Below are 26,391 nucleotides of genomic sequence, written 5' to 3' on the forward strand. Positions count from 1 at the left end.
CTTCGCAACAGAGGCGTCGTGCCTGATGCCGTCATCTCCTTCTTCGACGCCGCGCTGGCCCTGGGTCATCGTCGTGATCTTGGTCGCCGCCGCGGGCTGGTGGCTGTTCGGCCAGCGCGACGCGCCGCAGTCAGCCCCTGACACCGACGCGGCGACCGCAGCGCAGCCGCAAGGCCCGGCCGCCTCGACGCCGCCCGCCGGGTCGCAGCCCCAGGCCGCCCCGGCCATCCAGCATCCGGTGCCCGGCGATGCGGCCGACGCCGCGCTGCCGGCGCTGGCCGCCAGTGACGACGCAGCTTGGCAGGCCTTGTCCGGCGCGTTCGGCAACGACGCGGCGCTCGGCATCGTGCTGCGCGAGCATCTGATCCAGCGCCTGGTGGTGATGATCGACAACCTCACCCAGCCCAGCCTCACGCGCAATGCGCTGGCGGTGAAGCCGGTCGAAGGCACACTGCAGGTCAGGGAAGGCGAGACGGCGATGGAGATCGATCCGGCCAATGCGCAGCGCTATGCGCCGTATGTCGCGGCCTTCACCCATGCCGACCCCGCCACGCTGGTGCAGGCGTATCGGCGCTTCTATCCGCTGTTCCAGCAGGCCTACCTGGAACTGGGCAAACCCAATGCTTACTTCAACGACCGTCTGGTGGAGGTGATCGACCATCTGCTGCAGGCGCCGGATCCCGGCGGGCCGCTGCGCGTCGAACCCGACGGCAAGGGCCGCCTGCGCTTCACCGATCCGGCGCTGGAGCGTCTGTCGGTGGGGCAGAAGGCGCTGGTGCGTCTGGGCCCGCAGCAGGAGGCCGCGGTGAAGCAACAGCTGCGCGCCATCCGCACCGCGCTGACGCGCATGGACTAGGCCTGCCCGAAAACGAAGGGCAGGGCGCCTCAGGCCGCGTCCAGCTCCGGGTAGTGGCGGAAGATGCCGTTGGTGTTGAACGGCAGCCGCCGCTCGGAGGCCAGATAGGCCGCGATGCGCGGGCGCTGCGCCACGCGCTCCTGCAGGCCGTGCAGCAGCGGCAGTTCCGGCGCCAGCGCGGCCATGCGCCGCGGGAACATGTACTGCAGCCCGCTCATCAGCTGGAACAGCGACAGGTCGACATAGGAATGCTGGCGCAGCGCATGCCGGCCATCGGCCTGCGCGAGCACCTGTTCGAAGTAGCCCAGGAACTTGGGCAGGCGCTGCGCGCGCAGGTCCGCGGCGCGCCGCTGCGCCTCGGCCTGCTGGTCCTGGTAGTACAGCGAGGAGGCGATGGGGTGGTGGGTGTCGTGCACCTCGGCGACCAGGTCGGCGATGGTCAGCTGCAGCTGCAGGGCCTGCAGGCGGCGCGACTCGGCCTCGGGTACCAGTTCCAGCGTCGGGCCGAGGTGATGCAGGATCGCGCTCACCTGGGCCAGCACCAGGCGCCCGGCCTTGAGGAAGGGCGGCGCGAACGGCCGCGCGCCGTCATGCTGGCCGGACAGGAACGGCTCCATCGCCGCATCGCCCTGTTCGCGCACCACGTCGGTGTAGTCGGCGCCGGCATCCTCCAGCGCCAGCCGCACGAATTCGCCGCGCCCCTGAATGCCGCTCCAGTAGTACAGCTCGTAATGCATCGCATGCGCTCCTGTCTGGCCTCGACCTTCAAGCCTAAGCGGAGGCGGGCGAGGATCGGGTGAGTCGCCGTGCCTAAAGGCCGGCCTGCTCCAGCCAGGCCCGCTTGCGCGCGCGCGGCAGCTGCTTGACCTGCCACTCGGCGCGCGCGGCGCTGGCGCGGTCGGGATAGGCGCGGCTGGCCAGGATGCGCAGCGGCGGATGGGCGCGGGTGTAGCGCGCGCCGCGGCCCTGCTGGTGGGCGGCGAAGCGCGCGGGCACATCGGTGGTGATGCCGCAGTAGTAGCTGCCGTTGCGGCATTCGAGCAGATAGACGAACCAGGGCGCGGGCGCAGGCATCGGCGCCGATTATGCCGTGCCCACCGGCGCCTGAGCGCCACGTCTCAGCGCCCTTGAAACACGCTGCCTGAACGCCATGTGGAAGACATTGCCGGCCTCGCCGGCCCCGATTCCCGAGAGGATTTCCCATGCGAATGGACAAGCTCACTTCGCGCTTCCAGCAGGCCCTGGCGGACGCGCAGTCGCTGGCCGTGGGCCGCGACCACAACTTCATCGAGCCGGTGCACCTGATGGTGGCGCTGATCGACCAGAACGGCGGCAGCACCAGGGCGCTGCTGCAGCAGGCCGGTGTCAATGTGCCGCTGCTGCGCGAGCGGCTCGGCGAGGCGCTCGACGCGCTGCCCAAGGTCACCGGGCAAGCCGGCAACCTGTCGGTCGGCAACGACCTGGGCCGCCTGTTGAACGTCACCGACAAGCTGGCCCAGCAGCATGGCGATGCCTTCATCGCCAGCGAGTGGTTCGTCCTGGCCGCGGTCGAGGACAGCGGCCCGCTGGGCCTGATGCTGCGCAACGCCGGCGCCGACAAGGCGCGGATCAGCGCGGCGATCGACAAGATCCGTGGCGGGGAAAGCGTGCAGAGCGAGAACGCCGAGGACCAGCGCCAGGCGCTGGAGAAGTACACCATCGACCTGACCGCGCGCGCCGAGTCCGGCAAGCTCGATCCGGTGATCGGCCGCGACGAGGAGGTGCGCCGCACCATCCAGGTCCTGCAGCGCCGCACCAAGAACAATCCGGTGCTGATCGGCGAGCCCGGCGTCGGCAAGACCGCCATCGTCGAGGGCCTGGCCCAGCGCATCGTCAACGGCGAGGTGCCCGAGAACCTGCGCAACAAGCGCGTGCTGAGCCTGGACATGGGCGCGCTGATCGCCGGCGCCAAGTTCCGCGGCGAGTTCGAGGAGCGCCTCAAGGGCGTACTCAACGACCTGGCCAAGAGCGAAGGCCAGATCATCCTGTTCATCGATGAGCTGCACACCATGGTCGGGGCCGGCAAGGCCGACGGTGCGATGGACGCGGGCAACATGCTCAAGCCGGCGCTGGCGCGCGGCGAGCTGCACTGCATCGGCGCCACCACGCTGGACGAGTACCGCAAGTACATCGAGAAGGACGCCGCGCTGGAGCGCCGCTTCCAGAAGGTCTACGTGGGCGAGCCCAGCGTCGAGGACACCATCGCCATCCTGCGCGGGCTCAAGGAGCGCTACGCGCTGCATCACGGCGTGGAGATCACCGACCCGGCCATCGTCGCGGCCGCCACGCTGTCCAACCGCTACATCACCGACCGCCAGCTGCCCGACAAGGCCATCGACCTGATGGACGAGGCGGCCAGCCGCATCCGCATGGAGATCGATTCCAAGCCGGAGGAGCTGGACCGCATGGAGCGCCGGCTGATCCAGCTCAAGATCCAGCGCGAGATGCTGAAGAAGGAGAAGGACGAGGCCTCGCGCAAGCGCCTGGCCGACCTGGAGAGCGACATCGAGGCGCTGGAGCGCGAATTCTCCGACCTGGAGGAGATCTGGAAGTCGGAGAAGGCCGCGCTGCAGGGCACGACCAAGATCAAGGAGCAGATCGAGCAGGCCAAGCTGGACCTGGAAGCCGCCCAGCGCCGCCAGGACTACGCCAAGATGAGCGAGATCCAGTACGGCCTGCTGCCGCAGCTGGAGAAGCAGCTGGCCGCCGCCGACGCCGCCGAGCGCACCGAGTTCAAGCTGGTCCAGGATCGCGTCACCGCCGAGGAGATCGCCGAGGTGGTCAGCCGCTGGACCGGCATCCCGGTCAACCGCATGCTCGAGGGCGAGCGCGAGAAGCTGCTGCGCATGGAGGACGTGCTGCACCAGCGCGTGGTCGGCCAGGAAGAGGCCATCCGCGTGGTGTCCGATGCGGTGCGCCGCTCGCGCGCCGGCCTGGCCGATCCGGACAAGCCCAGCGGTTCGTTCCTGTTCCTGGGGCCGACCGGCGTGGGCAAGACCGAGCTGTGCAAGGCGCTGGCCGAGTTCCTGTTCGACAGTTCCGATGCCATGGTGCGCATCGACATGAGCGAGTTCATGGAGAAGCACGCCGTGGCGCGGCTGGTCGGCGCGCCTCCGGGCTATGTGGGCTATGAGGAAGGCGGCTACCTGACCGAGGCCGTGCGCCGCCGGCCGTATTCGCTGATCCTGCTGGACGAGGTCGAGAAGGCCCATCCGGACGTGTTCAACATCCTGCTGCAGGTGCTCGACGACGGCCGCCTGACCGATGGCCAGGGCCGCACCGTGGACTTCCGCAACACCGTCATCGTGATGACCTCCAACCTGGGCTCGCACCAGATCCAGGAGCTGTCCGGCGACGATTCGCCGGAGGCCTACACGCAGATGAAGGCGGCGGTGATGGGCGTGGTGCAGGCGCACTTCCGCCCGGAGTTCATCAACCGGCTGGACGACATCGTCGTGTTCCATCCGCTGGACAAGGCGCAGATCAAGCAGATCGCGCGCATCCAGATGAGCGGGCTGGAGAAGCGCCTGGCCGAGCGCGGCCTGAAGCTGGAGGTGTCGGACAAGGCGTTCGAGCTGCTCGGCAATGTCGGCTTCGACCCGGTCTACGGCGCGCGCCCGCTGCGCCGCGCGATCCAGGCGCAACTGGAGAACCCGCTGGCTTCGAGGATCCTGTCCGGCGAGTTCGCCAGCGGCGACACCATCCAGGTCGACGCCCAGGGCGGCCACCTGGTCTTCAGCAAGGGCTGAGGCCGACGACGCGGGGGCGGGCACATGCCGCCCTCGCATCGGCTGATGACGCAAGGTGATGACGGCGGCCGCGCATGCGCGGCCGTTGTCGTGCCGCCTGCACTATCTTGCGCGGCACATCGACCCACGCGAGCCACGCCATGCCCGAGCAGAACCCCCACTGGAAGCCGGAAACCCTGGCCGTCCACGCCGGCTGGTCGCCGGACCCGACCACCCACGCGGTGGCGGTGCCGATCTACCAGACCGTGGCCTACGCCTTCGACAGCGCCCAGCATGGCGCCGACCTGTTCGACCTCAAGGTGCCGGGCAACATCTACACCCGGATCATGAATCCCACCACCGACGTGCTGGAAAAGCGCGTGGCGGCGCTGGAAGGCGGCCTGGCCGCGCTGGCCGTGGCCTCGGGATCGGCGGCGATCACCTATGCCATCCAGACCATCGCCGAGGCCGGTGACAACATCGTCTCGTCCGGCGCGCTGTATGGCGGCACCTACAACCTGTTCGCGCATACGCTGCCGCAGTTCGGCATCCAGGTGCGCTTCGCCGACTACCGCGATCCGGCGGCGTTCGAGCGGCTGATCGACGGCAGGACCAAGGCGGTGTTCGTCGAATCGGTCGGCAACCCGCTGGGCAACATCACCGACCTCGAGGCCATCGCCCGGGTCGCCCACGCGCACGGCGTGCCGCTGATCGTGGACAACACCGTGCCCTCGCCCTACCTGCTGCGGCCGATCGACCATGGCGCCGACATCGTGGTGCATTCGTTGACCAAGTACCTGGGCGGGCACGGCAACAGCCTGGGGGGCGCGATCGTGGACAGCGGGCGCTTCCCCTGGGCCGAGCACGCCGCGCGCTTCCCGCGCCTCAACGAGCCCGATGTGAGCTACCACGGCGTGGTCTACACCCAGGCGCTGGGGCCGGCGGCCTATATCGGCCGCGCCCGCGTGGTGCCGCTGCGCAACACCGGCGCGGCGCTCTCGCCGTTCAACGCCTTCCTGATCCTGCAGGGCATCGAGACGCTGGCCCTGCGCATGGACCGGATCAGCGCCAATGCGCTGGCGGTGGCCGACTACCTGCGGCGGCATCCCAAGGTGTCCTGGGTGCGCTACGCCGGCCTGGCCGATGATCCCGAGCACGCCCTGGCGCGGAAGTACCTGCCCAGGGGCGCCTCGGGCCTGCTGACCTTCGGCCTGCCGGGCGGCCGCGAGGCCGGCGCCGCCTTCCTCGATGCGCTGCAGCTGTTCACCCGCCTGGTGAACATCGGCGATGCCCGTTCGCTGGCCACCCATCCGGCGTCCACCACCCACCGCCAGCTCTCGCCCGAGGAGCTGGCGCAGGCCGGCGTGGGGCTGGACACGGTGCGCCTGTGCGTGGGCATCGAACACCTCGACGACCTGCTGGCCGACCTGGAGCAGGCGCTGGCGCAGGCCTGAGCATGCGCGCCACGGGCGCATCAGGGAGCGCCAGGCGCCGTCCAGGTCCGGCGCGCCCGGCGCCACGCGTGCGCCGCCGGGCGCGGCGGTCGCGCGCTCAGGCCTGGGCGAAGCCGCCGTCGACGAACACCTCGCTGCCGGTCATGAAGCTGCTCTCGTCCGAGGCCAGGAACAGCGCGGTCGCCGCGACTTCCTCCACGCGCCCGATGCGGCCCAGCGGCAGCTGCGCGGTCATGCTCTCCATGATCGCGTCCTGCTGGCCGGTGGTGGACAGGGCCTGGTCCAGCCCCGGGGTCGCGATCGGACCGGGCGAGAGCACGTTGACGCGGATGCCCGTGCCTTTCAGGTCCAGCGCCCAGCTGCGCGCGAAGTTGCGCAGGGCGGCCTTGGTGGCGCTGTAGACGCTGAACGCCGGGGTGCCCATGACGCCGGCGGTGGAGCCGGTCAGGACGATCGAGCCGCCGTCGCGCATCAGCGGCAGGGCCTTCTGCACGGTGAACAGCGTGCCCTTGACGTTGACGCCGAAGGTGCGGTCGAACGAGTCCTCGGTGATCGACCCGAGTGGCTCGAAGTCTCCCGCGCCGGCGTTGGCGAACAGGACATCGATCCGCCCCTTGCGCGCCTTGATCTGATCGAAGACGCGGTCCAGGTCCTCCAGCCTGGAGATATCGCCCTGCAGCGCGATGGCGTCGCCGCCGATCAGGCCCAGGGCCTTGTCCAGCTCCTCCTGGCGACGTCCGACGATGACGACGCTGGCGCCTTCAGCCGCGAAACGGATGGCGCTGGCCAGTCCGATGCCGCTGTTGCCGCCGGTTACCACTGCGATCTTGCCGTTGAGCCTGCTCATGATCCTGTCCACGAATGAGGGAGGCGCGACTGTAGATCCGGGATATTTTTTTGAATAGTATGCACCTTTAGGTAAGTACCTTCGGAGCAGCATCCTCATGGCCGACAACGGCAGCTTCACCTGTGGACTCGAGGCCGCGCTGGCCATGGTCAGCGGCAAATGGAAGCCCCTGGTGCTGTACCACCTGGCCAAGGACGTGCACCGCTACGGCGAACTGCGCCGCGCGATCGGCGGCGTCACCGACAAGGTGCTGATCCAGCACCTCAAGGAGCTGGAGCGCGACGAAATCGTCGAGCGGCGCGATTTCCAGGAAATCCCGCCGCGGGTCGAGTATTCGCTCACCCCGTTCGGCCAGTCCCTGGCCACCGCGCTGGTCGGCCTGTGCGTCTGGGGCACCGAGCACATGGCGACGGTCGAGCGCATCAGCGGACGCCGCGCAGCGGCTGGCGCGCGGGCAAGCGCGACGGGCTGAGCGTCCGGAGCGGCCCGCGCGGGTCGCGGCCTGGATCACGTCGGGTCCGGCGTTGCGGACAGCTGGGTGAAAGCCAGCGGCGGGATGCTGTGGCGCCGGCCGTCGCGCCCCATCGCCGTCTCCGCATGTCCGTTCCCGTCCTGTTTTCGTCCGTCGCCCACGCCTGGTCCACGCTGGTCGATCTGCTGGCCCGCCAGGCCGTGGCGCCGCTGCTGTCCGCGCTGCATCTGGCCGGGCTCAGCGACGATCCGCACGACATCGCCGCCTCGCTGCTGATCGCCTGCCTGCAGCTGGCCGTCATCGGCCTGGTCTTCCGCCCGCTGGAGCGCCTGTGGCCGGCCGAGCGCTGGAAGCACCGGCGGCTGGCGCGGATCGACTTCCACTACACCTGGGTGATGCTGGTCGGGGTCTTCCCGCTGTTCTCGTTCCTGGTGCTGACGCCGCTGGCCAACCTGGCCGGCGGCGGCGTGGACGCCGGCACCCCCGGCCACGGCCTGCGCGACGCCTGGCCCTGGCTGGACCGCCATCCGGCGGTGCTGTTCGTCGCGTACTACGTGGTCTACGACTTCACCTACTATTGGATGCACCGCGTGCAGCACTGGATGCCGTGGTGGTGGGCGATGCATTCCATGCACCACAGCCAGCGCCAGCTCAGCTGCTGGGCCAACGACCGCAGCCACTATCTGGACGGCGCGCTGCAGTCCTTCGTGCTGGCCGGCGTGGGCGTGGCCTTCGGCATCCGCGCCGACGAGTTCGCCTGGATGATGCTGCTGGGCGAACTGGTGCAGAACTTCTCCCACGCCAACGTGCGCATCGGCTTCGGCCCGGTGCTGGAGAAGGTGCTCGTCGATCCGAAGTTCCACCGCCTGCACCACATGGTCGTGGACCCGCAGCGGCCCGACCTGCACAACTGCAACTTCGGCCAGGTGCTGGCTGTATGGGACGTGCTGTTCGGCACCGCGCTGTACGGCGAGCCGGTGCGGCCCACCGGCGTGGCCGATCCGATGGTCGACCGCGACAACGAGCTGGGCCTGGTGGCGATGCAGTGGGAGACACTCAAGCGCTTCTGGGGCGCGGTGCGCTGCCGCGCCGGCTGGACGCCGGGGGAGGTGGCCTTCGACCAGGACTATCGGCCGGTGCCGGTGCGCCACGAGGCGCATGCGCCCGCGCCGGCGCAGGGCGCGGAAGACGTGCCGGTGCTGGAGGGCGAGCGCGTCCGCTGCTGATCCGGCCCGCGGTGTCGGGCGGAGGCGCCGCCGCCTCAGGCAGGCGGCGCGGCCGGCGTGGCGGCGGGCGGGCGCCCCTGCCGGTACGGCGGCATGGCCATGATCATCTCGGCCAGCGAGAACGCCAGTTCGCGCTCGGCCAGCACGGCGGCATCGGCGCCGTGTTCGAGCAGGTGTTCGACCTCGGCCTCGCTGTGCGCGCGCGCCAGCACGGTCAGCTCGGGATTGAGCGCGCGCAGCTTGGCGATGGCCTCGCCGGCCTCCAGCGGCTGCGGGATGGCCAGCACCGCGATGCGCGCCTTGTCCGGTTGGGCCTCGGCCAGCACCGCGTCGGCCGCCGCGCTGCCGCGGATGGCGGGGATGCCGGCCGCGTGCGCCTTGTCGACGTTGTCGCGGCTGTCGTCGATCACCACCACCGGCACGCCGCGCTCGTGCAGCACGTGCACCAGGTTGCTGCCCACGCGGCCGTAGCCGATCACGATGGCGTGCTCGCCGGCGCGTAGGGGCGGGCCCGGCAGCGGTTCGGGTTCGGCCGCCTGCGCGCCGGGCGTGTCCTCGGCGTGGCGCCGCAGCCAACGGTCCAGCGCGGCGAACAGGAAGGGATTGGCCACGATCGAGAGCAGCGCGCCGGCCAGGATCAGGTCGTGACCCTCCTGCGGCAGGATCTTCAGCGCCAGGCCCAGGCCGGCCAGGATGAAGGAGAACTCGCCGATCTGCGCCAGGCTGGCCGAGATGGTCAGCGCCGTGCCCTTGGGATGGCCGAAGGCGCGCACGATCGCGTAGGCGGCCAGCGACTTGCCGACCACGATGATCAGGAAGGTCGCCACCAGCTGCAGCGGATACTTCACCACGATGGTCGGGTCGAACAGCATGCCGACCGAGACGAAGAACAGCACCGCGAACGCATCGCGCAGCGGCAGCGAATCGTTGGCCGCCTTGTGGCTCAGCTCGGACTCGTTGAGCAGCATGCCGGCGAAGAACGCGCCCAGCGCGAAGCTCACGCCGAACAGCTTGGCCGAGCCGAACGCCACGCCCAGCGCGATGGCCAGCACCGACAGGGTGAACAGCTCGCGCGAGCCGGTGGCGGCGACCCGTTCCAGCGTCCAGGGGATCACACGGCGCCCGACCAGCAGCATCACCGCCACGAACGCGGCCACCTGCAGCAGGGTGGCGCCCATGGCCTTGGCGATCTCCACCCACGCGCCGCCGCCGGCCCTGGCGCCGGCCTCGCCTTCGCCCAGCGCGCCGGCCAGCGCCGGCAGCAGCACCAGCGCCAGGACCATCGCCAGGTCCTCCACGATCAGCCAGCCGACCGCGATGCGGCCGCGGCTGGTGTCGAGCATGCGCCGCTCTTCCATCGCCCGCAGCAGCACCACCGTGCTGGCCACCGACAGTGCCAGGCCGAACACGAAGCCCTGGATCGGGTTCCAGCCCATCCACCAGGCCAGGCCGAAGCCCAGCAGCGTGGCCACGGTGATCTGCACGACCGCACCGGGGATGGCGATCTTCTTGACCGACATCAGGTCTTCGAGCGAGAAGTGCAGGCCCACGCCGAACATCAGCAGCATCACGCCCAGTTCGGACAACTGCGTGGCCAGATCCTGGTCGGCGACGAAGCCGGGGGTGAACGGCCCGACGATCATGCCGGCCACCAGATAGCCCACCAGCGGCGAGAGCTTGAGCTTGTTGGCCAGCGCGCCCAGCAGGAAGGCCACGGCCAGGCCGACGGCGATGATGTCGATCAGGCTGGTGTCGTGATGCATGGGCGTCCTTCGTGTTGCGCTCGATCCGTCATTCGAGTTTCGCTCAGCATGAACAGGCTGCGCAAATCGAAAATGACCAAACGGTTCATGCGGCCTATCGATGATGACCGAACCGACAGCTGTGATGCCCCGACCTTACGCCGATCGGGCGAGCCCGGATGTCGCGGTCTCGGGCGTGCAGACGGCCAAGGCACTCCGCGATGCGGGGCGGCTGCGATGGCGCGCACCCTGCATTGGGTCAGAACGTCGTTCCTGTCAGCGCCTCGGACGTCGACCACAGCCGCGCCGCCGTCGTCGCATCCAGCGCCTGCGGGGGAATGACGGCGGTGGCTGGATAGCCCCGCGTCTCGCTGAGCCTGCCCGGGCCGTAATAGGCCCCGCCATGCGCCTGCGGCGACGTCGCCGCGAACAGCGTCGGCAACGCGCCCTGCGCCGCGGGCTGGAACAGGAACCACATGAAACGGCGCAGCATGCCGGGCACGCTCCATGCCCCGGCGCCATTGGGCAGCAGATCGGTACGCGAGATGCCCGGATGGGCCGCGATGCTCTGGATTCCCCAGCCGGCGGCATCGCTGCGACGCTGCAGCTCGAGGGCGAACATCAGGCAGGCCAGTTTGGACTGGCCATAAGCCTGCATCGGCTTGTAGCCCTGCCGGGCTTCCAGATCGTTGAAGTCGATGGCCGCGGCGCGCGCGGCAATGCTGGAGAGGGTGACCACGCGCGCCTGGCTGCTCTTGCGGAGCAAAGGCAGCAGCAGGGCGGTCAAGGCGAAGTGCCCCAGGTAGTTCGTGCCGAGCTGCAACTCGAAGCCGTCGGCGGTGGACTGACGCTGAGGCGGCGACATCACCGCGGCGTTGTTGATCAGCAGATCCAGGCTGTTCCGCGAACTGCGCAGGCCTTCGACGAACGACCGGATGGAAGTCAGGTTGGCCAAGTCGACGAGGCCAAACTCCACGCGTGCGCCTGGAACGTCCTGGCGGATCCGATCCACGGCCACGTTTCCCTTGGAGGGATTCCGCCCCGCGATGATCACGTTCGCACCCGCGCGGGCGAGCGCCAGCGCCGTCTGGAATCCCAGGCCGCCGGTGCCGGTGACGACCGCCGTGCGACCGCGCTGGGAAGGAATGTCGGACGCTGTCCAATGGCGCATGGTGCTGCCTCAACGAAGGGTGGGATACACTGGGTGTCAAAAATAATGCACTAAGTGCAATTTTTCAATGGGTAGTGGAATGCCAGGAAAATCGAATGCCGAGGGAGCAGCCCCGCCGTCGGGGGGGCTGCGGGAACGCAAGCAGCGCGAGACCCGGCAGCGCATCGCGGAGGCCGCCCTGCGCCTGTTCCTGAGCGAGGGCTACGAGCGCACCACGCTGGACGCGATCGCGGCCGCCGCCGGTATCTCCCGCCGCACGTTCTTCTCTTACTTCAAGTCCAAGGACGACATCATCCTGTTCGGAATGGAGGCCGATTGGGCCGAGCTGATCGTCGAGCTGCTCAAGACATCGCCCGACGTGCCGCCGCTGGATGCGGTCCAGGACGTGATGGTCAGGCGGATCGCGCGCTATACGACCGAGGAGATGGCGGCCATCGACCATCTCATGCTGTCGAGCGCGTCGCTGCTCGCACGCAAGCAGGCGTCCTACGCGAAGCAGGAGCAGGCGCTGTTTCTCGCGCTGTGCGAAGTCTGGCGGCAGCCCGAGCGGCAAACCGCGCTGCGGATGGTGGCCATGGCGTCCATCGGCGCCATGCGGCTGGCATTGCAGGCCTGGCGGGAGCAGACCGGCCGGCGAAAGCCACCGGCGCAGTTCCTGCGCGACGCGTTCGAAAGTCTCCGCGCGGGGCTTTGATCGCGCCTCGCTGCGGCCGGCAAGGCAGGCCCGGACATCGGCGAATCCGGCGCTCATTGCCTCCGAATGGACCGTACGGGCGCGAACCAGCTGATGCGTGCGAGGCCGGTAAACCCCACTTCGCCGACCAGCCTCAGCCCGGCCGGACCACTGCCCCTTCGAAGGCGAAGAACGCCCACGCGCAAAACCAGATTCCTTGATCGGGAGAAGCACAAAAAAAGGCCGATGTCAAGCACTCCAAAAACGGCGGCGCATCGGCTGAAGTCTAAGTATGACAAGGGTTTGGGCGGTTGCGCCAACTCCTCGGCCAATCCGGCTCTTGGAGGCTAGGAGCCACATAGGAGCAACGCGGCTGCGAGTCTGAGCCTACCCGAGCGAGCCTCTGACAAGGCTTGTTCGAATGGTACGACAAGGCTATCGCAAACCATAGCCTAAAACGCGAAAGCGCAGGTCGGTGGCCTGCGCTTTCGTGGCTGTGGCAGCTGTGGCCCGCCTACGTGGGGGGCGTATCCCGCCGGGGCGCTGTCGGCGCTTTCGCAGTCGAGCCCTTCCTGAATCCTCGATCCCGTGCGATGAATGCTTCCAGCATGTGCGGGATCAGCGCCAGCGCATCGACTGGCTCACCGTAGGTCTGCGCGTGCACCGCTGCGTAGCGATCGAGGTCGGCCTTGAGCGTGGCCGGGCACGCGAAGGTCAGCTTGACGCTCTCGGTCCTGGGCAGCGGCCCGAGCCGCAGCTTGCGCGGCGCGCTCATCGTGAAGCCCCTCGGTTGAAGAACAGCGGCTGATACGGCCGTAGCACCAAGTCGCGGTTGACGATGATGCGCACCGGCAGGCCCGGCCGCTCGGTCAGCGTCGGCTGAATGTTGAGGTTGCGCCGGGTCATTTCTTGCCCGACCTGGTTCACGCTGTCCTGCAAGCTGTCGCGCCCGGCGATGATGACGCGATTACCATTCTGGCGGTTCTCCGGCGCAGCCAGCTCGGCGCCGACACCCAGCAGCGTCGTCATCGCCGCACCAGCGAACAAGCGGCTCCAATGGTAGTCCACGTCGTCCTCCAGCCCGGCATAGCCGGCCGGGTCGGCGCCGGCAAGGTTGTCCAGCGTCAGCGAGGACGTGTCGGGCAGGATGATGCGGTTCCAGACGACTTGAACCCGGCTCTGTCCATAGGCGACTTGGCTGTTGTATTTGCCGAAGATGCGTGAACCCTGCGGGATCAGCAGGTAGCGGCCGGTTGCGGTGTCGTATACCGGCTCCGTCACGGTACCGATGACGTCGCCCGGCAAGTCGGACTTGATGCCCGTGACCAGCGCCGCCGCGATCACCGTCCCGGCCATCACCTGATACGGCGAGGTCGGCATTTGCAGGTTGCCGGAATTACGGGTTTCCGTAGCTCCAGCTTTCTGGAACGCCTCTTTTTGGTCCTGCCGGTTCTGCACGGCGGTCGGATCGGCGGGCTGGGCCGCCGTGGAGGCCGGCCCGGCGGCTTGCGGGTCGAAGCCCGCGAGGCCAGACGGCGGTGTAGCCGAAGCGGTCTGCGCGGGCACAGCCGCGGTGTGCTGATTACTGGAGCGAAAGAACACCGACGAACCCGCCGCCGCCTCGGCCTCCTTGCGCAGCGCATCGCGTTCGGCCGCCGCCGCATCCTGGCCGGGCGGCGTGTAGCTGGCCACCACCGGCGGCTGCGACTTCACGATGGCCGGCCCCAAGTCTCCCGGCAGCGGCGGCCCCAGTTCCGGCACCTTCGTCGGCAGCTTGGAATAGTCGGCGGGAAGCTGGTTAAGTTCTTCGGACTTCGAGACGCGATCGACGTTGTAAAGCTCGGTCGCATCGTTGCCGCTGCGCGGGTGTTTCGGTTGCAGTGACCAAAGCGTGGCGCCCAACACGGCGACGCCAAGGCCGCCGGTCAGGAGCGCCAGCGTGCGCCGGTTCAGGCGCGTCACCGGGCGCGGCTGCGCGCGCAGCGCCACGTTCTCCGGCGCGACCTTCGGCGCCGCGTCGGGAATGGGTACGTCCGGGGTGTCGTCCTGGCTCATGGTCAGTTCCCCCGCGTGCCATCCGTGCGCTCGATGCGCACCACGTCGCCCTTGTCGCCGCCCAAGCGCAGTTCGGCCGCGCCGAACAGCCGATCCACGATGTAGTACGGCGAGCGGAAGCGGTAGTTGACGAGTTGGCCGTCACCCTGCGCGCCGATGACGAACAGCGGCGGCAGCTCGCCTTGGGCGATGCCCGGCGGGAACTGGATGTAGACCTTCTCGCCGTCGTCGAAGGCGCGCAGCGGCTTCCACGGCGGATTGTTGCCGCTGATCGCGTAGCGGAAGCGGATCTTCTCCAGTGACAGTCCGGTATCGACCGGCGCGGCGGCTTGTGCGGCCCGATCCTGACGCTGCAACGCGAGCATCTGGTCTTTCGGGTACTCCCAAGACACCGACGCCATCCACGCCTTGTCCGTCGAGGTCAGCTCGATCAGGTAGGTGCGCCGGCTGGTGGTGATGACCAGGTTCGTCTTGAGGCTCGAACGGATGGGCTTCACCAGCACGCTCACGCGCAGCGCGTCCCCGGCGCCGCTGGACGTATCGCCGACGATCCAGCGCACGGTGTCGCCGGCGGCAACCGTCACCAGCTCCTCGCCGGGCTGGAGCGAAATCACGGTCACGCGCCCCGGCGCGGCATAGACCTGATACAGCGCGCCATCGGTGAAGGGCCAGACCTGGATCGCGTTGACGTAGCCCTCGCGCGTGGGCGCGATGCGCGCCTCGGCGTTGGCGCGCGAGACGCGCACAGTTTCATCGGCGGGTTCGGGTGCGGGCTTGACGTCGTCCGCCTCCGGCAGCGGCTTCATCTGCGCCGGCATCGGTAGCACCTTCGGCACCTCCACCACTGCGACCGGCTTGGGCGGCTCGGGTTGCGACTGCGCCTGCACCGGCTCGTCGAGCGAGATGCGCGGCGGCTTGCCCTGCGTGGCGCAGCCCGCCAGGGCCGCCAAGGTCAGCACGGAAGCGTAAAAGCGGAAAGACGGGTTCATGGCTTGGCTCCTTCGGACGCATCCAGCTCGCGGCTCCACGACAGGCCGTTGACGTAGATACCCAGTGGGTTCTTGCGCAGCCGCTGCTCGGTGCGCGGGGTTTGCAAGACGATGGACACCACGGCGTTCCAGCGCTCGGTGCCTGCCGGCGCGCCGTTGACGAACCGCTGCTCCGTCCAGCGCACGTTGAACGACGCGTCGCTGGCGCGCGTGACGCTCGTGATCTGCACCGTCACCGACTCCTTGCCGACGCGGGCGAAGGGATCGTTCTTGCTGGCGTAGTCGTTGAGCACGACTGCGCCCTTGTCGGTGGTGTAGTCGTAGGCGTCGAGCCAGTTCTGCCGCACCACGATCGGGTCGATGGAAAGCGAACGAACCAACGTGATGAAGTGCGCGAGGTGGTAGGCGATCTGCGCATCGGCCGGCCGGTACGGCGTGGCGGCTTCGCCGACAGCGCGTACCTGGCCGGTCTTGTCCACCTCCACCACGTAGGGCGTGACGATGGACTGCGCCGAACGCCAGACTAGGCCGCCCGCCATCAGCAGCGCGAGCACGAGGCAGCCGAAGGCCATCAGCCGCCAGTTCTTCGCCTGCACGCGCGCCGAGCCGATGCGCTCGTCCCACGCCTGCGCGGCGGCTTGGTACGGGGTGGCAGGCTGCGGCGTGTCGGCGTAGCGCACCTGCGGTCGCTTGAATCGCATGGCTCGTTCTCCTTAAGAATCGGAATCGCCCAGGCGTGGGCCTTGCGCCGAGCCGCCGCCGTCACCGCCGCGCAGCGTATGCGCAGCGGTGGTGGCGGCATGCGCGATCTGCTGGCGGCGATGCAGACGCTTGGCCCAGGCGGGTTGCTTTTGATCGGCGGAGGACGGGCCAGCTTCGGATGCGCCGGTTTGGGCAGACGCACCAGCGGCCGTGCCATCCCCACCACGGAATGCACCGGCAACCCGCTCGCCAAACGCGCGTGCGCCGGCGGCGACTTTCTGCCCAGCGGCCTGTGCGCCAGCTCTGGCGACATTGCCCATCCCCGCGGCAGCACCCTTGAAGCCACCGCCCGCCGCCGCGGAGCCAGCTTGGAACGCCGACCGCGCGCTAGTGGCGGTCGAAGCAGCGGCACGCGCTCCGCTGCCGATGGCGCCAGCGGCTGCGGGCGCCATACGAGCGCCGGCGGCGACGGCGCCACCGACGCCGGTGGCGGCAGCACCGATCGCGACGGCGGTTCCCGCCGCGCCCAATGCCGCGCCAGCCATCGCACCGGCCCCGAGCTGAGGCCCGCCGGAAATCAGTCCGGTGGCGATGCCTGGCCCAAAGATGCCGAGCGCGAGCATGGCGAGTGAGGCCAGCATCACGACCAGCGCATGGTCGATGGAAGGCTCGTCGGGCGTTACCGGGAACTCGGCGAACAATCCCGTTCCGATGCCGACGATGACGGCCAGCACCAGTACCTTGACGCCAGACGACACCACGTTGCCGAGTACCTTTTCGGCGAGGAACGCGGTCTTGTTCCAGAGTGCGAACGGCACCAACACGAAGCCGGCGAGCGTGGTCAGCTTGAACTCGATCAGCGTGATGAAAAGTTGCACCGCCAGCACGAAGAAGCAGACGATGACGGTCAGCCAGGCGAGGAACATCACGACGATGGGCGTGATGTTGATGAACACCTCGGGAAAGCCGGCCATCTCGCTGATCTGTTCGAGGATCGGCATACCGGCGTCGATGCCGGTCTTGGCGAGATGTCCCGGTTGCAGGAACGTCTCCATACTCACGGCCGAGCCGGTGGCCGTCAGTCCGAGGCCCGCGAACGAGCGGAACACGATGCCGGCCAGCAGGTTGAAGTTGCCGATGATGTAGGCGAAGGCGCCGACATAGAGCACTTTGCGGATGAGCTTCGCCATCACGTCTTCGCCTTGGCCGGTCGCGTGGCCGAGCGCCCAATACAGCCCAGCGAGCGTCATGTCGATCGCCACCAGCGTCGCAGTCAGGAACGCGACTTCGCCGCGCAGCAGGCCGAAGCCAGAGTCGATGTAAGTCGAGAAGACGTTGAGGAAGTGGTCAATGATCGAAACATCGTTCATGGCCGTTCCTCCGTCGGCACATCGGGGCCGTCGAAGCTGGCCGGGATAGAAGGCAGGTCCGCCAGCGTTTGGTATTCGTCGGGTCCGGACTGCCCTGAGAGGAACCGGCGTAGGTCCGCTTGGTTCACACGCGCGCAGAACGCGCCGTCGTGTTCGCCGCTGCGGCACTGCGTGCGCAGCGCATGCAGCTGTACCGGATCGGCGGCCAGTGCATCGACCGAAAGCGCCAGCGGCCGATCGCAGCCGGCCAGCAGGCACGCGAAGGCGAACAGGACGGACGCGCGTTTCATGGCCGTGCCGATCAGTTGCCGTAGAAGTTCACTGGCTGCGGCGTGTACGCCGTGCCGGTGCCGAGAAAGCGTTGCGTCACCTCGCGGCCACGTTCGACGGCGGCGGCCTGGCGCGCGAGTTCCAGCGACACGGCGCGTCCTTGCGTGAGTTGGAGCTGCTGACCCTGGATGGACTGCTTCGCCTGCAAGGCGAGAAGCTGGTTAGTTGCTTGCATCGCCTGCAGAGCGCCGGTGGCCGACTGACTCCGACCGACAAGATCGGTCAGCACGCTCTCGTCCTCGGTCACGTTCTGCGAGACCTGTGCTTGCATCCGCATCGCGGTCTGCAAGCCTTCGAGCGTGTTCTGCCATCGCTGATGCGCGTCCTGATACATCTGATTGCCGCTCACGGTCGCGGCGTACTGCTCGGGGTACAGGCGCGCGAACTGCTGATCCATGTTCTGCACCTGGAACGCGAGCCCTTGCGCCTGCGCAATGAGCTGCTGAGTGGTCGCCAGGTTCGTGCGCAACTGGCTGACCACGTTGAACGGCAGGCTCTCCAAATTGCGCGCCTGATTGATCAGCGACTGCGCCTGGTTCTGGAGTTGCCGGACTTGGTTGTTGATCTGCTCCAGCGTGCGAACGGCCGTCAGCGTGTTCTGCACGAGATTGGTCGGATCGACGACGACCCATTGCGCGTGCGCAGCGGGCATAACGCCGATGAACGCAGCAACAGCAAGGGCGAGAAGGCGAATCTTCATAGCGAAATCTCCTGTGGTTGTGAAGCAAGGAAGGACGCGGCGGATGGCGCGGACGGCAGCAGGTCGGCCGCCCAATCGAGGCCGCGGTGGCGCAGCCAGGCGCCGGCGAAGCCCGGTGCTCCAGCGTCGTTCAGCACGCGGTCAATGGCGCGCTGGTCTTGGGGCGTCGAGGCGCCGGCGAACGCGAGCGCGACCGGCCCCAGGTCGAGGTCGAACAGGCGATTGCCTGCGCGGGATTGGTAGTAGTAGTCGCGCTTGGGCTCCGCGGTGGCGACGATCTCGATCTGTCGGCTGTTGAGGCCGAAGCCTTCGTAGATCGCGCGAATCTGCGGCTCGGTCGCCTGCGGGTTCGGCAGGAAGATGCGGCCGGCGCAACTCTCGATGATCGCCGGCGCGATGCTCGAATCCTTGATGTCGGCGAGCGACTGCGTGGCGAAGATGACGCTGACGTTCTTCTTGCGCAGCGTCTTGAGCCACTGGCGGATGCGCGCCGCGAACACCGGGTCATCGAGGAACAGCCAGGATTCGTCGAGGATCAACAGCGTCGGCGCACCGTCGAAACGCGCCTCGAAGCGCGCGAACAGATAACCCAGCACGGCCAGCACCGCGGCCTTGCTGTGCATCAGTTCTTCCATCTCGAAGCACTGCACGTCGGCCATGCCGAGCCGGTCGTGGTCGGCGTCGAGCAGCTTGCCGTGCGCGCCACCGAGCACATACGGCGCAAGCGCCTGGCGCAGCGCGTTCGATTGCAGCAGTACCGACAGGCCCGTGAGCGTGCGTTGTTCGAGCGGCGCACCGGCGAGACTGCCGAGCGCCGACCAGATGGCCGCCTTCTCGTCGGGGCCGACCGCGACGCCTTCGTGCGTCAGGCGGCCTTCGACCCATTCGGCGGCCCAGGTGCGATAGCCCTCCTGGTCGATGCGCGCGAGCGGCTGGAACGCGATCGCGCCATCCGCACCGAGGTCGTAATACTCGCCGCCCAGGCCCAGCGCCGTGGCCCGCATCGAGCGACCCATGTCGAAGGCGAAGATGCGCGAGCCGGGATAACGCCGGAACTGCATCGCCAGCGTGGCGAGCAGGACGGACTTACCCATGCCGGTCGGGCCAGCGATCAGCGTGTGGCCCACGTCGCCGATGTGGGTCACGAGCCGGAACGGCGTCGCGCCTTCGGTTCGGGTGACGATCAGTGGCGGACCGTCGAGGTGGTCGTTCTTCTCCGGCCCGGCCCACACTGCCGACACCGGCATCAGATGTGCCAAGTTCAGTGTCGAAACGATGGGCTGGCGCACGTTGGCATAGGCGCTGCCAGGGATCGACGACAGCCACGCCTCCACCGAATTGAGGGTCTCGGGAATGGTGACGAAGCCCCGGCCCTGGATGACGCGCTCCACCATGCGCAGCTTCTCGTCGGCCGTGTCGGCATCGTCATCGAGCACCGTCACGGTGGCGGTGACAAAGCCGAAGGCAACTTGATCGCTGCCCAGCTCCTGCATCGCGGCGTCCGCGTCGGCCGCCTTGTTGCTCGCGTCGGTATCGACCAGCGGGCTTTCCTGCTGGAAGATCGTTTCGCGCAGCAAGGCGAGGACGTTCTTGCGCTTGGCGAACCACTGGCGCCGCAGCCGGCCGAGTTCTTTTTCGGCCTCGGCCTTGTCCATGCAGAGGAAGCGCGTGCTCCAGCGGTACGCGAAGCCGAGCCGGTTGAGGTCGTCCAGAATCCCCGGCCAGGTCGAGGTCGGAAAGCCGCGCACGGTCACGACTCGCAGGTACGCATCGCCCAACATCGGCGCAAGGCCGCCGATCAGCGGCATGTCGGCCAGCAGCGCATCGAGGTGGAACGGCACCGCCGGTACGCCGATGCGGTAGCGCCTTGTCGAGACGGTTGCGTGCAGGTAGGTCAGCGTTTCGGCGTCATCGAGCCAGTCGATCTCCGGCATAACGCCATCGAGCAAATCGAAGATGCGTCCGGTTTCCGCAATAAACGCGGTCAGGCGTTCGCGCCAGTCAACGCCGGCGGTCGGCGTGTTCTCGTACAGCAGCTTGGCCGCGCGGGCGCGAGATTCCTCCGGCGGCAAGTATTGCAGCGTGAGGTGATAGCGGCTCTCGAAGTGATTGCCGGCTTCCTCGAAGGTCGCACGGCGTTCTTCGTCCACCAGCCACGACAGCGGCTCGGGAAAATCCGAGTGCGGATAGTCCGCCGCCGGCCGTCGTTCGGCTTCGACGAACAGCGCCCAGCCGGCGCCGAGCCTACGCAGCGCGTTGTTCAGGCGTGCGGTGGTGGCGATCAGCTCGCCTTGGGTTGCGCTATCGAGGTCGGGGCCGCGGAATCGGGCCGTGCGTTGGAAACTGCCGTCCTTGTTGAGCACGACGCCGGGCGCAACGAGGCCCGCCCACGGCAGCCAGTCGGCGAGCAGGGCCGGACGCTGGCGATATTCGGCGAGGTTGAGCATCGCGTTCTCCCGTCACACGTCCAGCAGCGGCTTGTGCTTGAGGTGTTTGGCGAACACCTGCATGAACTGCGGATCGACGCGCGCTCCCCACACGGCCAGCGAATGGCCGACGATCCAGAGCACGACGCCGGGAATCCAGAGCTGCAGGCCCAAGCCCACGGCAGCGGCGAGCGTGCCGTTGGCGATCGCCACGGTGCGCGGCGCGCCGCCCAGCAGGATCGGCTCGGTCAACGAGCGATGCAGCGGCACCTCGAAGCCCGGCAAGTCGCTGGCCGCGCTCATACGACGGCGCCGCCGGAGAAGCTGAAGAACGACAGGAAGAAGCTCGACGCCGCGAACGCGATGGACAGGCCGAACACGATCTGGATGAGCTTGCGGAAGCCGCCCGACGTGTCGCCGAAGGCCAGTGCGAGGCCGGTGGCGATGATGATGATGACCGCGACGATGCGCGCGACCGGCCCTTGGATGGATTCGAGGATGGATTGCAGCGGCCCTTCCCAGGGCATCGAGGAACCGGCAGCCTGCGCTGTGCCGGCCGTCATCAGCATGACGGCTGCCGACAACAGGCCGTGGTGCGCCGGCCCGATCAGGCGGCGCAGGCGTGTGGGGATGGAAACCGGATTTACGGAGAAGCGGAAATCAGGGGCATGTGTCTGCGTCATGACAGTTCTCCAGGGTGGTTAGGGGACGAGGAAGACAGCGGCAGTTCGGGAGGCGACGGCTCCAGCGCATCCGCCAGGCGATAGCCGCCGCGGTCGAAGCCGACGACGCGGGCGATGCTCTCGATGCGACGCCGCTGGCCGCGGCCAGCGATGTGGATGACGACGTTGACGGCCTCGGCGACGAGCGCACGCGGCGGGTTCACGGCCACTTCGAGAATCAGTTGCTCCAGGCGCAGCAGTGCGCCGAGCGCGGAACCGGCGTGGATCGTGGCGATGCCGCCGGGATGGCCGGTGCCCCACACCTTGATGAGATCCAGCGCCTCGCCGCCGCGCACTTCGCCGACGATCACGCGGTCGGGGCGCAGGCGCATCGTGGCGCGCACCAGCTCGGTCATCGACACGACGCCGGCGCGCGTGCGCAGCGGTACGTGGTCGCGCGCCGCGCATTGCAGCTCCACCGTGTCTTCGAGTACCAGCACGCGGTCGCCGGTGGCTGCAATCTCCGCGAGCAAGGCATTGGCGAGCGTGGTCTTGCCGGTACTGGTGCCGCCGGCGATGAGGATGTTCTGCCGATCGCGTACAGCGACGCGCAGGAACGCGGCCTGTTCGACGGTCATCATCCCGTCGGTGATGTAGCGATCCAGCGGAATCACGCCGACCGCACGCTTGCGCAGCGCGAAGGCCGGACCCGGCGCGGCCGGCGGCAGGATGCCCTCGAAGCGCTCGCCGGTTTCCGGCAGCTCGGCCGTCAACAGTGGCTGGCCGCGATGCACTTCTGCGCCGACGTGCGCCGCGACCAGGCGGATGATGCGTTCGCCGTCTTCCTCGGACAGCTCCGCGCCCATCGGTGCGCGGCCCGACGATAGGCGATCCACCCATAGTGTGCGGTCGGGGTTGAGCATGATTTCCACCACGTCCGGGTCTTCGAGCGCGGCGGCGATCAGCGGTCCCATCGCCGTGCGCAACATGCGGATGCGCCGGTCGAGCGACGTGGTGGCGAAGGACTGCGGTTGCGCGCTCATGAGGAACGCTCCTGCGCTTCGGCCAATGCCGCCGCGTCATCCAGTCGTGCGGTGTCGGGGTTCAGTTCCTCCACCACGTCGCGCACCAAGCTGCGTCCGCGCATCAGGTGGCGGCCGAGCTGTTCGACGAACTGCTGGAAGCGAGCTTTGCCCTGCGCGCGGGCGGCCTCCTGGTGGGCTTCGGGAACCGGCGTGCTCACCGTCAGGAAGTAGCGGACGAACAGCGCCAGCGTTTCGATCTCGATGTTTTGGTCGCGCTCCAGCTTCTCGAACTGGCGGGTCAGCCGGTCGAGCCGCTTGGCGATGGCGGCCTCGCGCTGGTCGCCCGCGTCGGGCGAGAGCCAGGACGCGAGTGCCGCCGCGACGATGGAGGACTTGGACACGCCCTTCTTCGCGGCCAACTCATCGAGCCGCTTGGCGTGCTCGTGCGGAATGAACAGGTTGAGTCGGTACTGGCTCATAGCTCGATCCCGTCGTGTTGGTCGAGGGACGCCAGCCGGGCTGTGCGCTGCATGGCCGGATCGAGTTGGCGGGGAAGCGGCAACGGAAGATCGTCGTCATCGAGCAGCGCCAGATCGTTGTCCGCCGGCTGTTCTTCGGGGCTGTAGGCGGCGGCTTCGGACAGCTCCGGCTGCCGGCGCGGGCCGCCGTCATCGGAAGTGCCGATGTCGTCGTCCAGCAGGCTCGCAGCGGCGGGCGCAGCAGGAACAGCGGGGACCGCCAGTGCGCTCCAGTCGTCGGGCCGTATGGGCGGTGCGTCGGCATAGCTCCCGGCAGCGAGCGTGGGCGGACGCAACACGCGGCGCCTGAAATTCGCGTCGGCGTAGTAGCGCAGCTTCTTGGCCCTGATCGGCGCGACGCTGGAAACCATCACCACGGCGTCGTCCGGTGGTAGCTGCATCACTTCACCGGGCGTCAAGAGGGGGCGTGCCGTTTCCTGGCGAGACACCATCAGGTGTCCGAGCCACGGCGCGAGCCGGTGGCCGGCGTAGTTGCGCTGCGCGCGCAGTTCGGTTGCGGTGCCGAGCGTGTCGGAGATGCGCTTGGCGGTACGTTCGTCGTTGGTGGCGAACGTCACGCGCACATGGCAGTTGTCGAGGATGGAATGGTTCTGGCCGTAGGCTTTGTCGATCTGGTTGAGCGACTGCGCGATGAGGAAGCTGCGGATGCCGTAGCCGGCCATGAACGCCAGCGCCGTCTCGAAGAAGTCAAGCCGGCCCAGCGCTGGGAACTCGTCGAGCATCAGCAGCAGCTTGTGACGGCGCGTGATGCCGTCGCTGCCGTCGAGCGATTCGGTGAGGCGTCGGCCGATCTGGTTGAGGATCAGGCGCACCAGCGGCTTCGTGCGGCTGATGTCCGAAGGCGGCACGACCAGGTACAGCGAGACGGGGTGTTCGGATGCGATGAGGTCGGCGATGCGCCAGTCGCAGCGCGAGGTGACTTCGGCCACCGTGGGGTCGCGGTACAGGCCGAGGAACGACATGGCCGTGGACAGCACGCCTGACCGCTCGTTGTCTGACTTGTTCAACACCTCGCGCGCCGCGGACGCGACGACGGGATGCGGCACGTCGCCGAGATGCCGCGTCGTCATCATCCGGTGCAGCGTCAGCTCGAACGGGCACGCGGGATCGGAGAGGAAATTGGCGACACCGCGCAGCGTCTTGTCTTCGCCCGCATACAGCACGTGCAAGATGGCGCCGACCAGCAGCGCGTGCGAAGTCTTCTCCCAATGATTGCGGCGTTCGAGCGCGCCTTCGGGATCGACCAGGATGTCCGCGATGTTCTGTACGTCGCGCACTTCATGCGCGCCACGCCGGACCTCCAGCAGCGGGTTGTACGCGGCCGACTTCGGATCGGTCGGGTTGAACAGCAGGCAGTGCGAGAAGCGCGAACGCCAGCCGGCCGTGATCTGCCAGTTCTCGCCCTTGATGTCGTGGATGACGGCGGACGCCGGCCAGCTCAACAGCGTGGGCACCACCAGGCCGACGCCTTTGCCGGAGCGCGTCGGCGCGAAGGTCAGGACGTGTTCCGGGCCTTCGTGCCGCAGGTATTGGCCGCGATGCAGGCCGAGGAACACGCCGACGGGCTTGTCGAGACCGGCCTTGCGAATGTCGGCAGCTTCGGCCCAGCGTGCCGAGCCGTAGGTCGTGACCAGCTTCGACTGCCGCGAGCGCCATACCGACATGGCGATGGCGACCAGCACCGCGACCAGGCCACTGCCGCCCGCAATGGCGCCGCCCTTGTCGAAGATGCGCGGGGCATAGCCGTCGTAGAGGAACCACCACTCGAACAGCCGCCAAGGGTGGTACACCGGCGTGTGAAGGAAGTCGAACCAGGGCGAGCCAAGGCGTACTTGGTAGCCAAGGGCGGCTGCTGTCCATTGTGTGGCGGCCCACACGCCGGCAAACACGATGCCGAATACCACGGCAATCTGTCCGAACAGCACGCCTTGACCTTGCATCTCGGCCTCCGATTTCTCCTGTGCAACACGCGGCACAAGGGCGTGCCGCACACGCGAGGATCGGAGTCAGGTCGAGGGCCGGTCAAAGACCGTTATCGGAAGAAATATCGAGGAAAAAGCAAGATTTCGCGCAGGGGCGGACCAACGAGAAACGCCGCAAGCGAGGGCGCATTGCGGCGTATGGAGTTAGGAAATGGAAGTTTCGTGCGAATCGGCAACAATCAGAACTTCGGCGCTTCCTTGGGCGGGTTATAGGGGGTCTTGCCGTCGCCGAAGAAGCGCCGATTCGTCGCCTGGGCTACGCGGTTGCACAGTTCGTCGCCCAGCTTGGCACGGTCAGTTTTGCACTGCTCGCGCAGCGCCTTCAACCGCTCGGGGTTGGCAGCGAGAGATTCCACCGTTTCGGTTGACGAGGACGTAGGCGCCGTTCCGGTCTGCTCTGTTTTTCCACAGGCGACCAATGTCGCAGCAACTGCGAGTGGCACAAGAATCTTCATGGATCGGTCTCCTCTAGTGCATCGGGGCGCGGCAGTACGACGGGCGGCCCGATGGTTCTGGCTCTCTCGATAAAGCGCGCCAACGTCTCCGAAGGCTCACTGTCCGGACGAAGTAGATAGGTGGTGAGCATAGTCGTTCGCCCAGCCAGCGGGCGTGCCACGACGCCCGGTTCGCGGCTGGCTGAGATCTGCGAACCGCCGGCCAGGCCCAACGCGTAGCCCGCCGCCACGAGGGCCATCATGAGATCGATGGATGCCACTCGTTCGGCGATCAACGGCTCTTGATCGACCCGTCGCAGCACGCGCTCGATCTGCTTCGCATAGCCTTCGCAAGCATGAGGGTCGCCAAGCACCAGGGGATAGCGCAGCACCTCATCGAGTGGAATGCGTTTGAATGTCAGCAGTGGATGCCGCGCTGGCACGGCCACCATCAACGGGTCGTTCCAAATGGCTTCAGCAATGAAGCCATCGGAGACCTCGTCCGACCGAGCAAACCCTACGTCGTACAGGTCGTCGTGAAGACCTTTGAGTTGCTGCGCCAGCGGAACCTCGGACAGACGTATCTCGATTTCGGGTTCCTCTTGGCGGCACAACGCCAAGAAGGTCGAAAAGCGCGACGGCGGGATGCCGTCCGACAACGCGACCCGCAACTGGCTGTGAAAGCCGTTGACGGCAGCCTTCACACTGTCGCGCGCCTGCTCCAAGGCAGTGAAGACACGCGGGACGTGCTCCAGAAATAGTTTGCCTGCGCGAGTCAGGCGAGTGCTGCGGGTAGTGCGCGCGAAAAGCTGGGTGCCCAAGTCCTCTTCCAGCTCCTTTATGGCACGCGATAAAGGCGATTGCTCGATATGCAGCCGCTCCGCCGCGCGCGCGAAGTGAAGCTCCTCTGCTACTGCCAGGAAACAACGCAGATGACGAAGCTCCACTAGCTTATCTCCTATGGGCTTT

26 protein-coding genes are annotated in these 26,391 nt (G+C 67.8%); 6 read left to right on the top strand and 20 right to left on the bottom strand.

The window, feature by feature from the left end:
* Positions 1-25: 25 nt before the first annotated feature.
* Positions 26-856, top strand: coding sequence for a DUF3014 domain-containing protein (locus LAJ50_RS05785; protein WP_138652311.1), 831 nt, complete (start codon positions 26-28; stop codon positions 854-856).
* Between the two features lie 29 nt (positions 857-885).
* Here LAJ50_RS05785 and LAJ50_RS05790 read toward each other — a convergent pair whose 3' ends face one another.
* A complete protein-coding gene (locus LAJ50_RS05790) occupies positions 886-1,593 on the bottom strand; it encodes a glutathione S-transferase (protein ID WP_138652309.1) in 708 nt (235 codons plus the stop codon).
* A gap of 73 nt (positions 1,594-1,666) precedes the next feature.
* The gene (locus LAJ50_RS05795) at positions 1,667-1,930 is read right to left on the bottom strand and encodes a GIY-YIG nuclease family protein (RefSeq protein ID WP_130550958.1); all 264 of its coding nucleotides are present in this window, start codon (positions 1,928-1,930) and stop codon (positions 1,667-1,669) included.
* A gap of 128 nt (positions 1,931-2,058) precedes the next feature.
* On the opposite strand from LAJ50_RS05795, the gene clpB reads away from it, so the two are divergent.
* Positions 2,059-4,644 carry an ATP-dependent chaperone ClpB gene (gene clpB, locus LAJ50_RS05800; protein WP_138652307.1) on the top strand — a complete coding sequence of 862 codons (2,586 nt, stop codon included), beginning with the start codon at positions 2,059-2,061 and terminating at the stop codon, positions 4,642-4,644.
* A gap of 140 nt (positions 4,645-4,784) precedes the next feature.
* The gene (locus LAJ50_RS05805) at positions 4,785-6,077 is read left to right on the top strand and encodes an O-acetylhomoserine aminocarboxypropyltransferase/cysteine synthase family protein (protein WP_138652305.1); all 1,293 of its coding nucleotides are present in this window, start codon (positions 4,785-4,787) and stop codon (positions 6,075-6,077) included.
* 97 nt (positions 6,078-6,174) lie between these two features.
* Here LAJ50_RS05805 and LAJ50_RS05810 read toward each other — a convergent pair whose 3' ends face one another.
* The gene (locus tag LAJ50_RS05810; RefSeq protein WP_138652303.1) at positions 6,175-6,924 is read right to left on the bottom strand and encodes a glucose 1-dehydrogenase; all 750 of its coding nucleotides are present in this window, start codon (positions 6,922-6,924) and stop codon (positions 6,175-6,177) included.
* 97 nt (positions 6,925-7,021) lie between these two features.
* Between LAJ50_RS05810 and LAJ50_RS05815 the strand changes: the two genes are divergently transcribed.
* On the top strand, positions 7,022-7,396 hold the full coding sequence (locus tag LAJ50_RS05815) for a helix-turn-helix domain-containing protein (RefSeq protein WP_130550962.1): 375 nt from the start codon (positions 7,022-7,024) through the stop codon (positions 7,394-7,396).
* 125 nt (positions 7,397-7,521) lie between these two features.
* On the top strand, positions 7,522-8,622 hold the full coding sequence (locus tag LAJ50_RS05820; RefSeq protein ID WP_138652301.1) for a sterol desaturase family protein: 1,101 nt from the start codon (positions 7,522-7,524) through the stop codon (positions 8,620-8,622).
* A 35-nt stretch (positions 8,623-8,657) separates the two neighbouring features.
* Here LAJ50_RS05820 and ybaL read toward each other — a convergent pair whose 3' ends face one another.
* The gene (ybaL, locus tag LAJ50_RS05825) at positions 8,658-10,385 is read right to left on the bottom strand and encodes a YbaL family putative K(+) efflux transporter (protein ID WP_138652299.1); all 1,728 of its coding nucleotides are present in this window, start codon (positions 10,383-10,385) and stop codon (positions 8,658-8,660) included.
* Positions 10,386-10,623: 238 nt separating this feature from the next.
* Complete coding sequence (locus LAJ50_RS05830; RefSeq protein WP_130550965.1) at positions 10,624-11,535, bottom strand: oxidoreductase; 912 nt, start codon at positions 11,533-11,535, stop codon at positions 10,624-10,626.
* A 79-nt stretch (positions 11,536-11,614) separates the two neighbouring features.
* On the opposite strand from LAJ50_RS05830, the gene LAJ50_RS05835 reads away from it, so the two are divergent.
* Positions 11,615-12,229 carry a TetR/AcrR family transcriptional regulator gene (locus LAJ50_RS05835; protein ID WP_138652297.1) on the top strand — a complete coding sequence of 205 codons (615 nt, stop codon included), beginning with the start codon at positions 11,615-11,617 and terminating at the stop codon, positions 12,227-12,229.
* 493 nt (positions 12,230-12,722) lie between these two features.
* Here LAJ50_RS05835 and LAJ50_RS05840 read toward each other — a convergent pair whose 3' ends face one another.
* From LAJ50_RS05840 to LAJ50_RS05910, 15 genes are all read right to left on the bottom strand, one after another.
* Positions 12,723-12,983, bottom strand: coding sequence for a DUF2274 domain-containing protein (locus tag LAJ50_RS05840; protein ID WP_074546736.1), 261 nt, complete (start codon positions 12,981-12,983; stop codon positions 12,723-12,725).
* Positions 12,980-14,263, bottom strand: a complete 1,284-nt coding sequence (locus LAJ50_RS05845) for a TrbI/VirB10 family protein (protein ID WP_074546735.1) — start codon at positions 14,261-14,263, stop codon at positions 12,980-12,982. The genes LAJ50_RS05840 and LAJ50_RS05845 overlap by 4 nt, the downstream gene beginning before the upstream one ends.
* Before the next feature lie 2 nt (positions 14,264-14,265).
* Positions 14,266-15,252, bottom strand: coding sequence for a P-type conjugative transfer protein TrbG (gene trbG / locus LAJ50_RS05850; protein ID WP_074546734.1), 987 nt, complete (start codon positions 15,250-15,252; stop codon positions 14,266-14,268).
* Positions 15,249-15,953: a conjugal transfer protein TrbF gene (gene trbF / locus LAJ50_RS05855; RefSeq protein ID WP_062737838.1), complete on the bottom strand. Its 705-nt coding sequence runs from the start codon at positions 15,951-15,953 to the stop codon at positions 15,249-15,251. Before trbF ends, trbG begins: the two co-directional genes overlap by 4 nt.
* A gap of 12 nt (positions 15,954-15,965) precedes the next feature.
* Positions 15,966-17,324 carry a P-type conjugative transfer protein TrbL gene (gene trbL, locus LAJ50_RS05860; RefSeq protein WP_074546733.1) on the bottom strand — a complete coding sequence of 453 codons (1,359 nt, stop codon included), beginning with the start codon at positions 17,322-17,324 and terminating at the stop codon, positions 15,966-15,968.
* Positions 17,321-17,614 (bottom strand): hypothetical protein, encoded by a 294-nt coding sequence (locus tag LAJ50_RS05865; protein WP_074546732.1) that lies wholly within the window; start codon positions 17,612-17,614, stop codon positions 17,321-17,323. Before LAJ50_RS05865 ends, trbL begins: the two co-directional genes overlap by 4 nt.
* Positions 17,615-17,625: 11 nt before the next feature.
* Entirely contained in the window at positions 17,626-18,354 is a 729-nt protein-coding gene (trbJ, locus tag LAJ50_RS05870) for a P-type conjugative transfer protein TrbJ (protein WP_074546731.1), read from the bottom strand.
* On the bottom strand, positions 18,351-20,801 hold the full coding sequence (trbE, locus tag LAJ50_RS05875) for a conjugal transfer protein TrbE (protein ID WP_074546730.1): 2,451 nt from the start codon (positions 20,799-20,801) through the stop codon (positions 18,351-18,353). The genes trbJ and trbE overlap by 4 nt, the downstream gene beginning before the upstream one ends.
* 12 nt (positions 20,802-20,813) lie before the next feature.
* Positions 20,814-21,083, bottom strand: a complete 270-nt coding sequence (locus LAJ50_RS05880; RefSeq protein WP_074546729.1) for a VirB3 family type IV secretion system protein — start codon at positions 21,081-21,083, stop codon at positions 20,814-20,816.
* On the bottom strand, positions 21,080-21,463 hold the full coding sequence (locus LAJ50_RS05885) for a TrbC/VirB2 family protein (protein ID WP_074546728.1): 384 nt from the start codon (positions 21,461-21,463) through the stop codon (positions 21,080-21,082). Before LAJ50_RS05885 ends, LAJ50_RS05880 begins: the two co-directional genes overlap by 4 nt.
* Entirely contained in the window at positions 21,460-22,485 is a 1,026-nt protein-coding gene (gene trbB, locus LAJ50_RS05890) for a P-type conjugative transfer ATPase TrbB (protein WP_074546727.1), read from the bottom strand. Before trbB ends, LAJ50_RS05885 begins: the two co-directional genes overlap by 4 nt.
* Positions 22,482-22,946 (bottom strand): ribbon-helix-helix protein, CopG family, encoded by a 465-nt coding sequence (locus tag LAJ50_RS05895; protein ID WP_074546726.1) that lies wholly within the window; start codon positions 22,944-22,946, stop codon positions 22,482-22,484. The genes trbB and LAJ50_RS05895 overlap by 4 nt, the downstream gene beginning before the upstream one ends.
* Positions 22,943-24,946, bottom strand: coding sequence for a conjugal transfer protein TraG (locus LAJ50_RS05900; protein WP_138652295.1), 2,004 nt, complete (start codon positions 24,944-24,946; stop codon positions 22,943-22,945). The genes LAJ50_RS05895 and LAJ50_RS05900 overlap by 4 nt, the downstream gene beginning before the upstream one ends.
* A 221-nt stretch (positions 24,947-25,167) precedes the next feature.
* Positions 25,168-25,443, bottom strand: coding sequence for an EexN family lipoprotein (locus LAJ50_RS05905; protein WP_074546724.1), 276 nt, complete (start codon positions 25,441-25,443; stop codon positions 25,168-25,170).
* Positions 25,440-26,369, bottom strand: coding sequence for a LysR substrate-binding domain-containing protein (locus LAJ50_RS05910; protein ID WP_074546723.1), 930 nt, complete (start codon positions 26,367-26,369; stop codon positions 25,440-25,442). The genes LAJ50_RS05905 and LAJ50_RS05910 overlap by 4 nt, the downstream gene beginning before the upstream one ends.
* Between the last annotated feature and the right edge of the window lie 22 nt (positions 26,370-26,391).

This window comes from Pseudoxanthomonas sp. X-1 (assembly GCF_020042665.1).
Taxonomy (GTDB): domain Bacteria; phylum Pseudomonadota; class Gammaproteobacteria; order Xanthomonadales; family Xanthomonadaceae; genus Pseudoxanthomonas_A; species Pseudoxanthomonas_A spadix_A.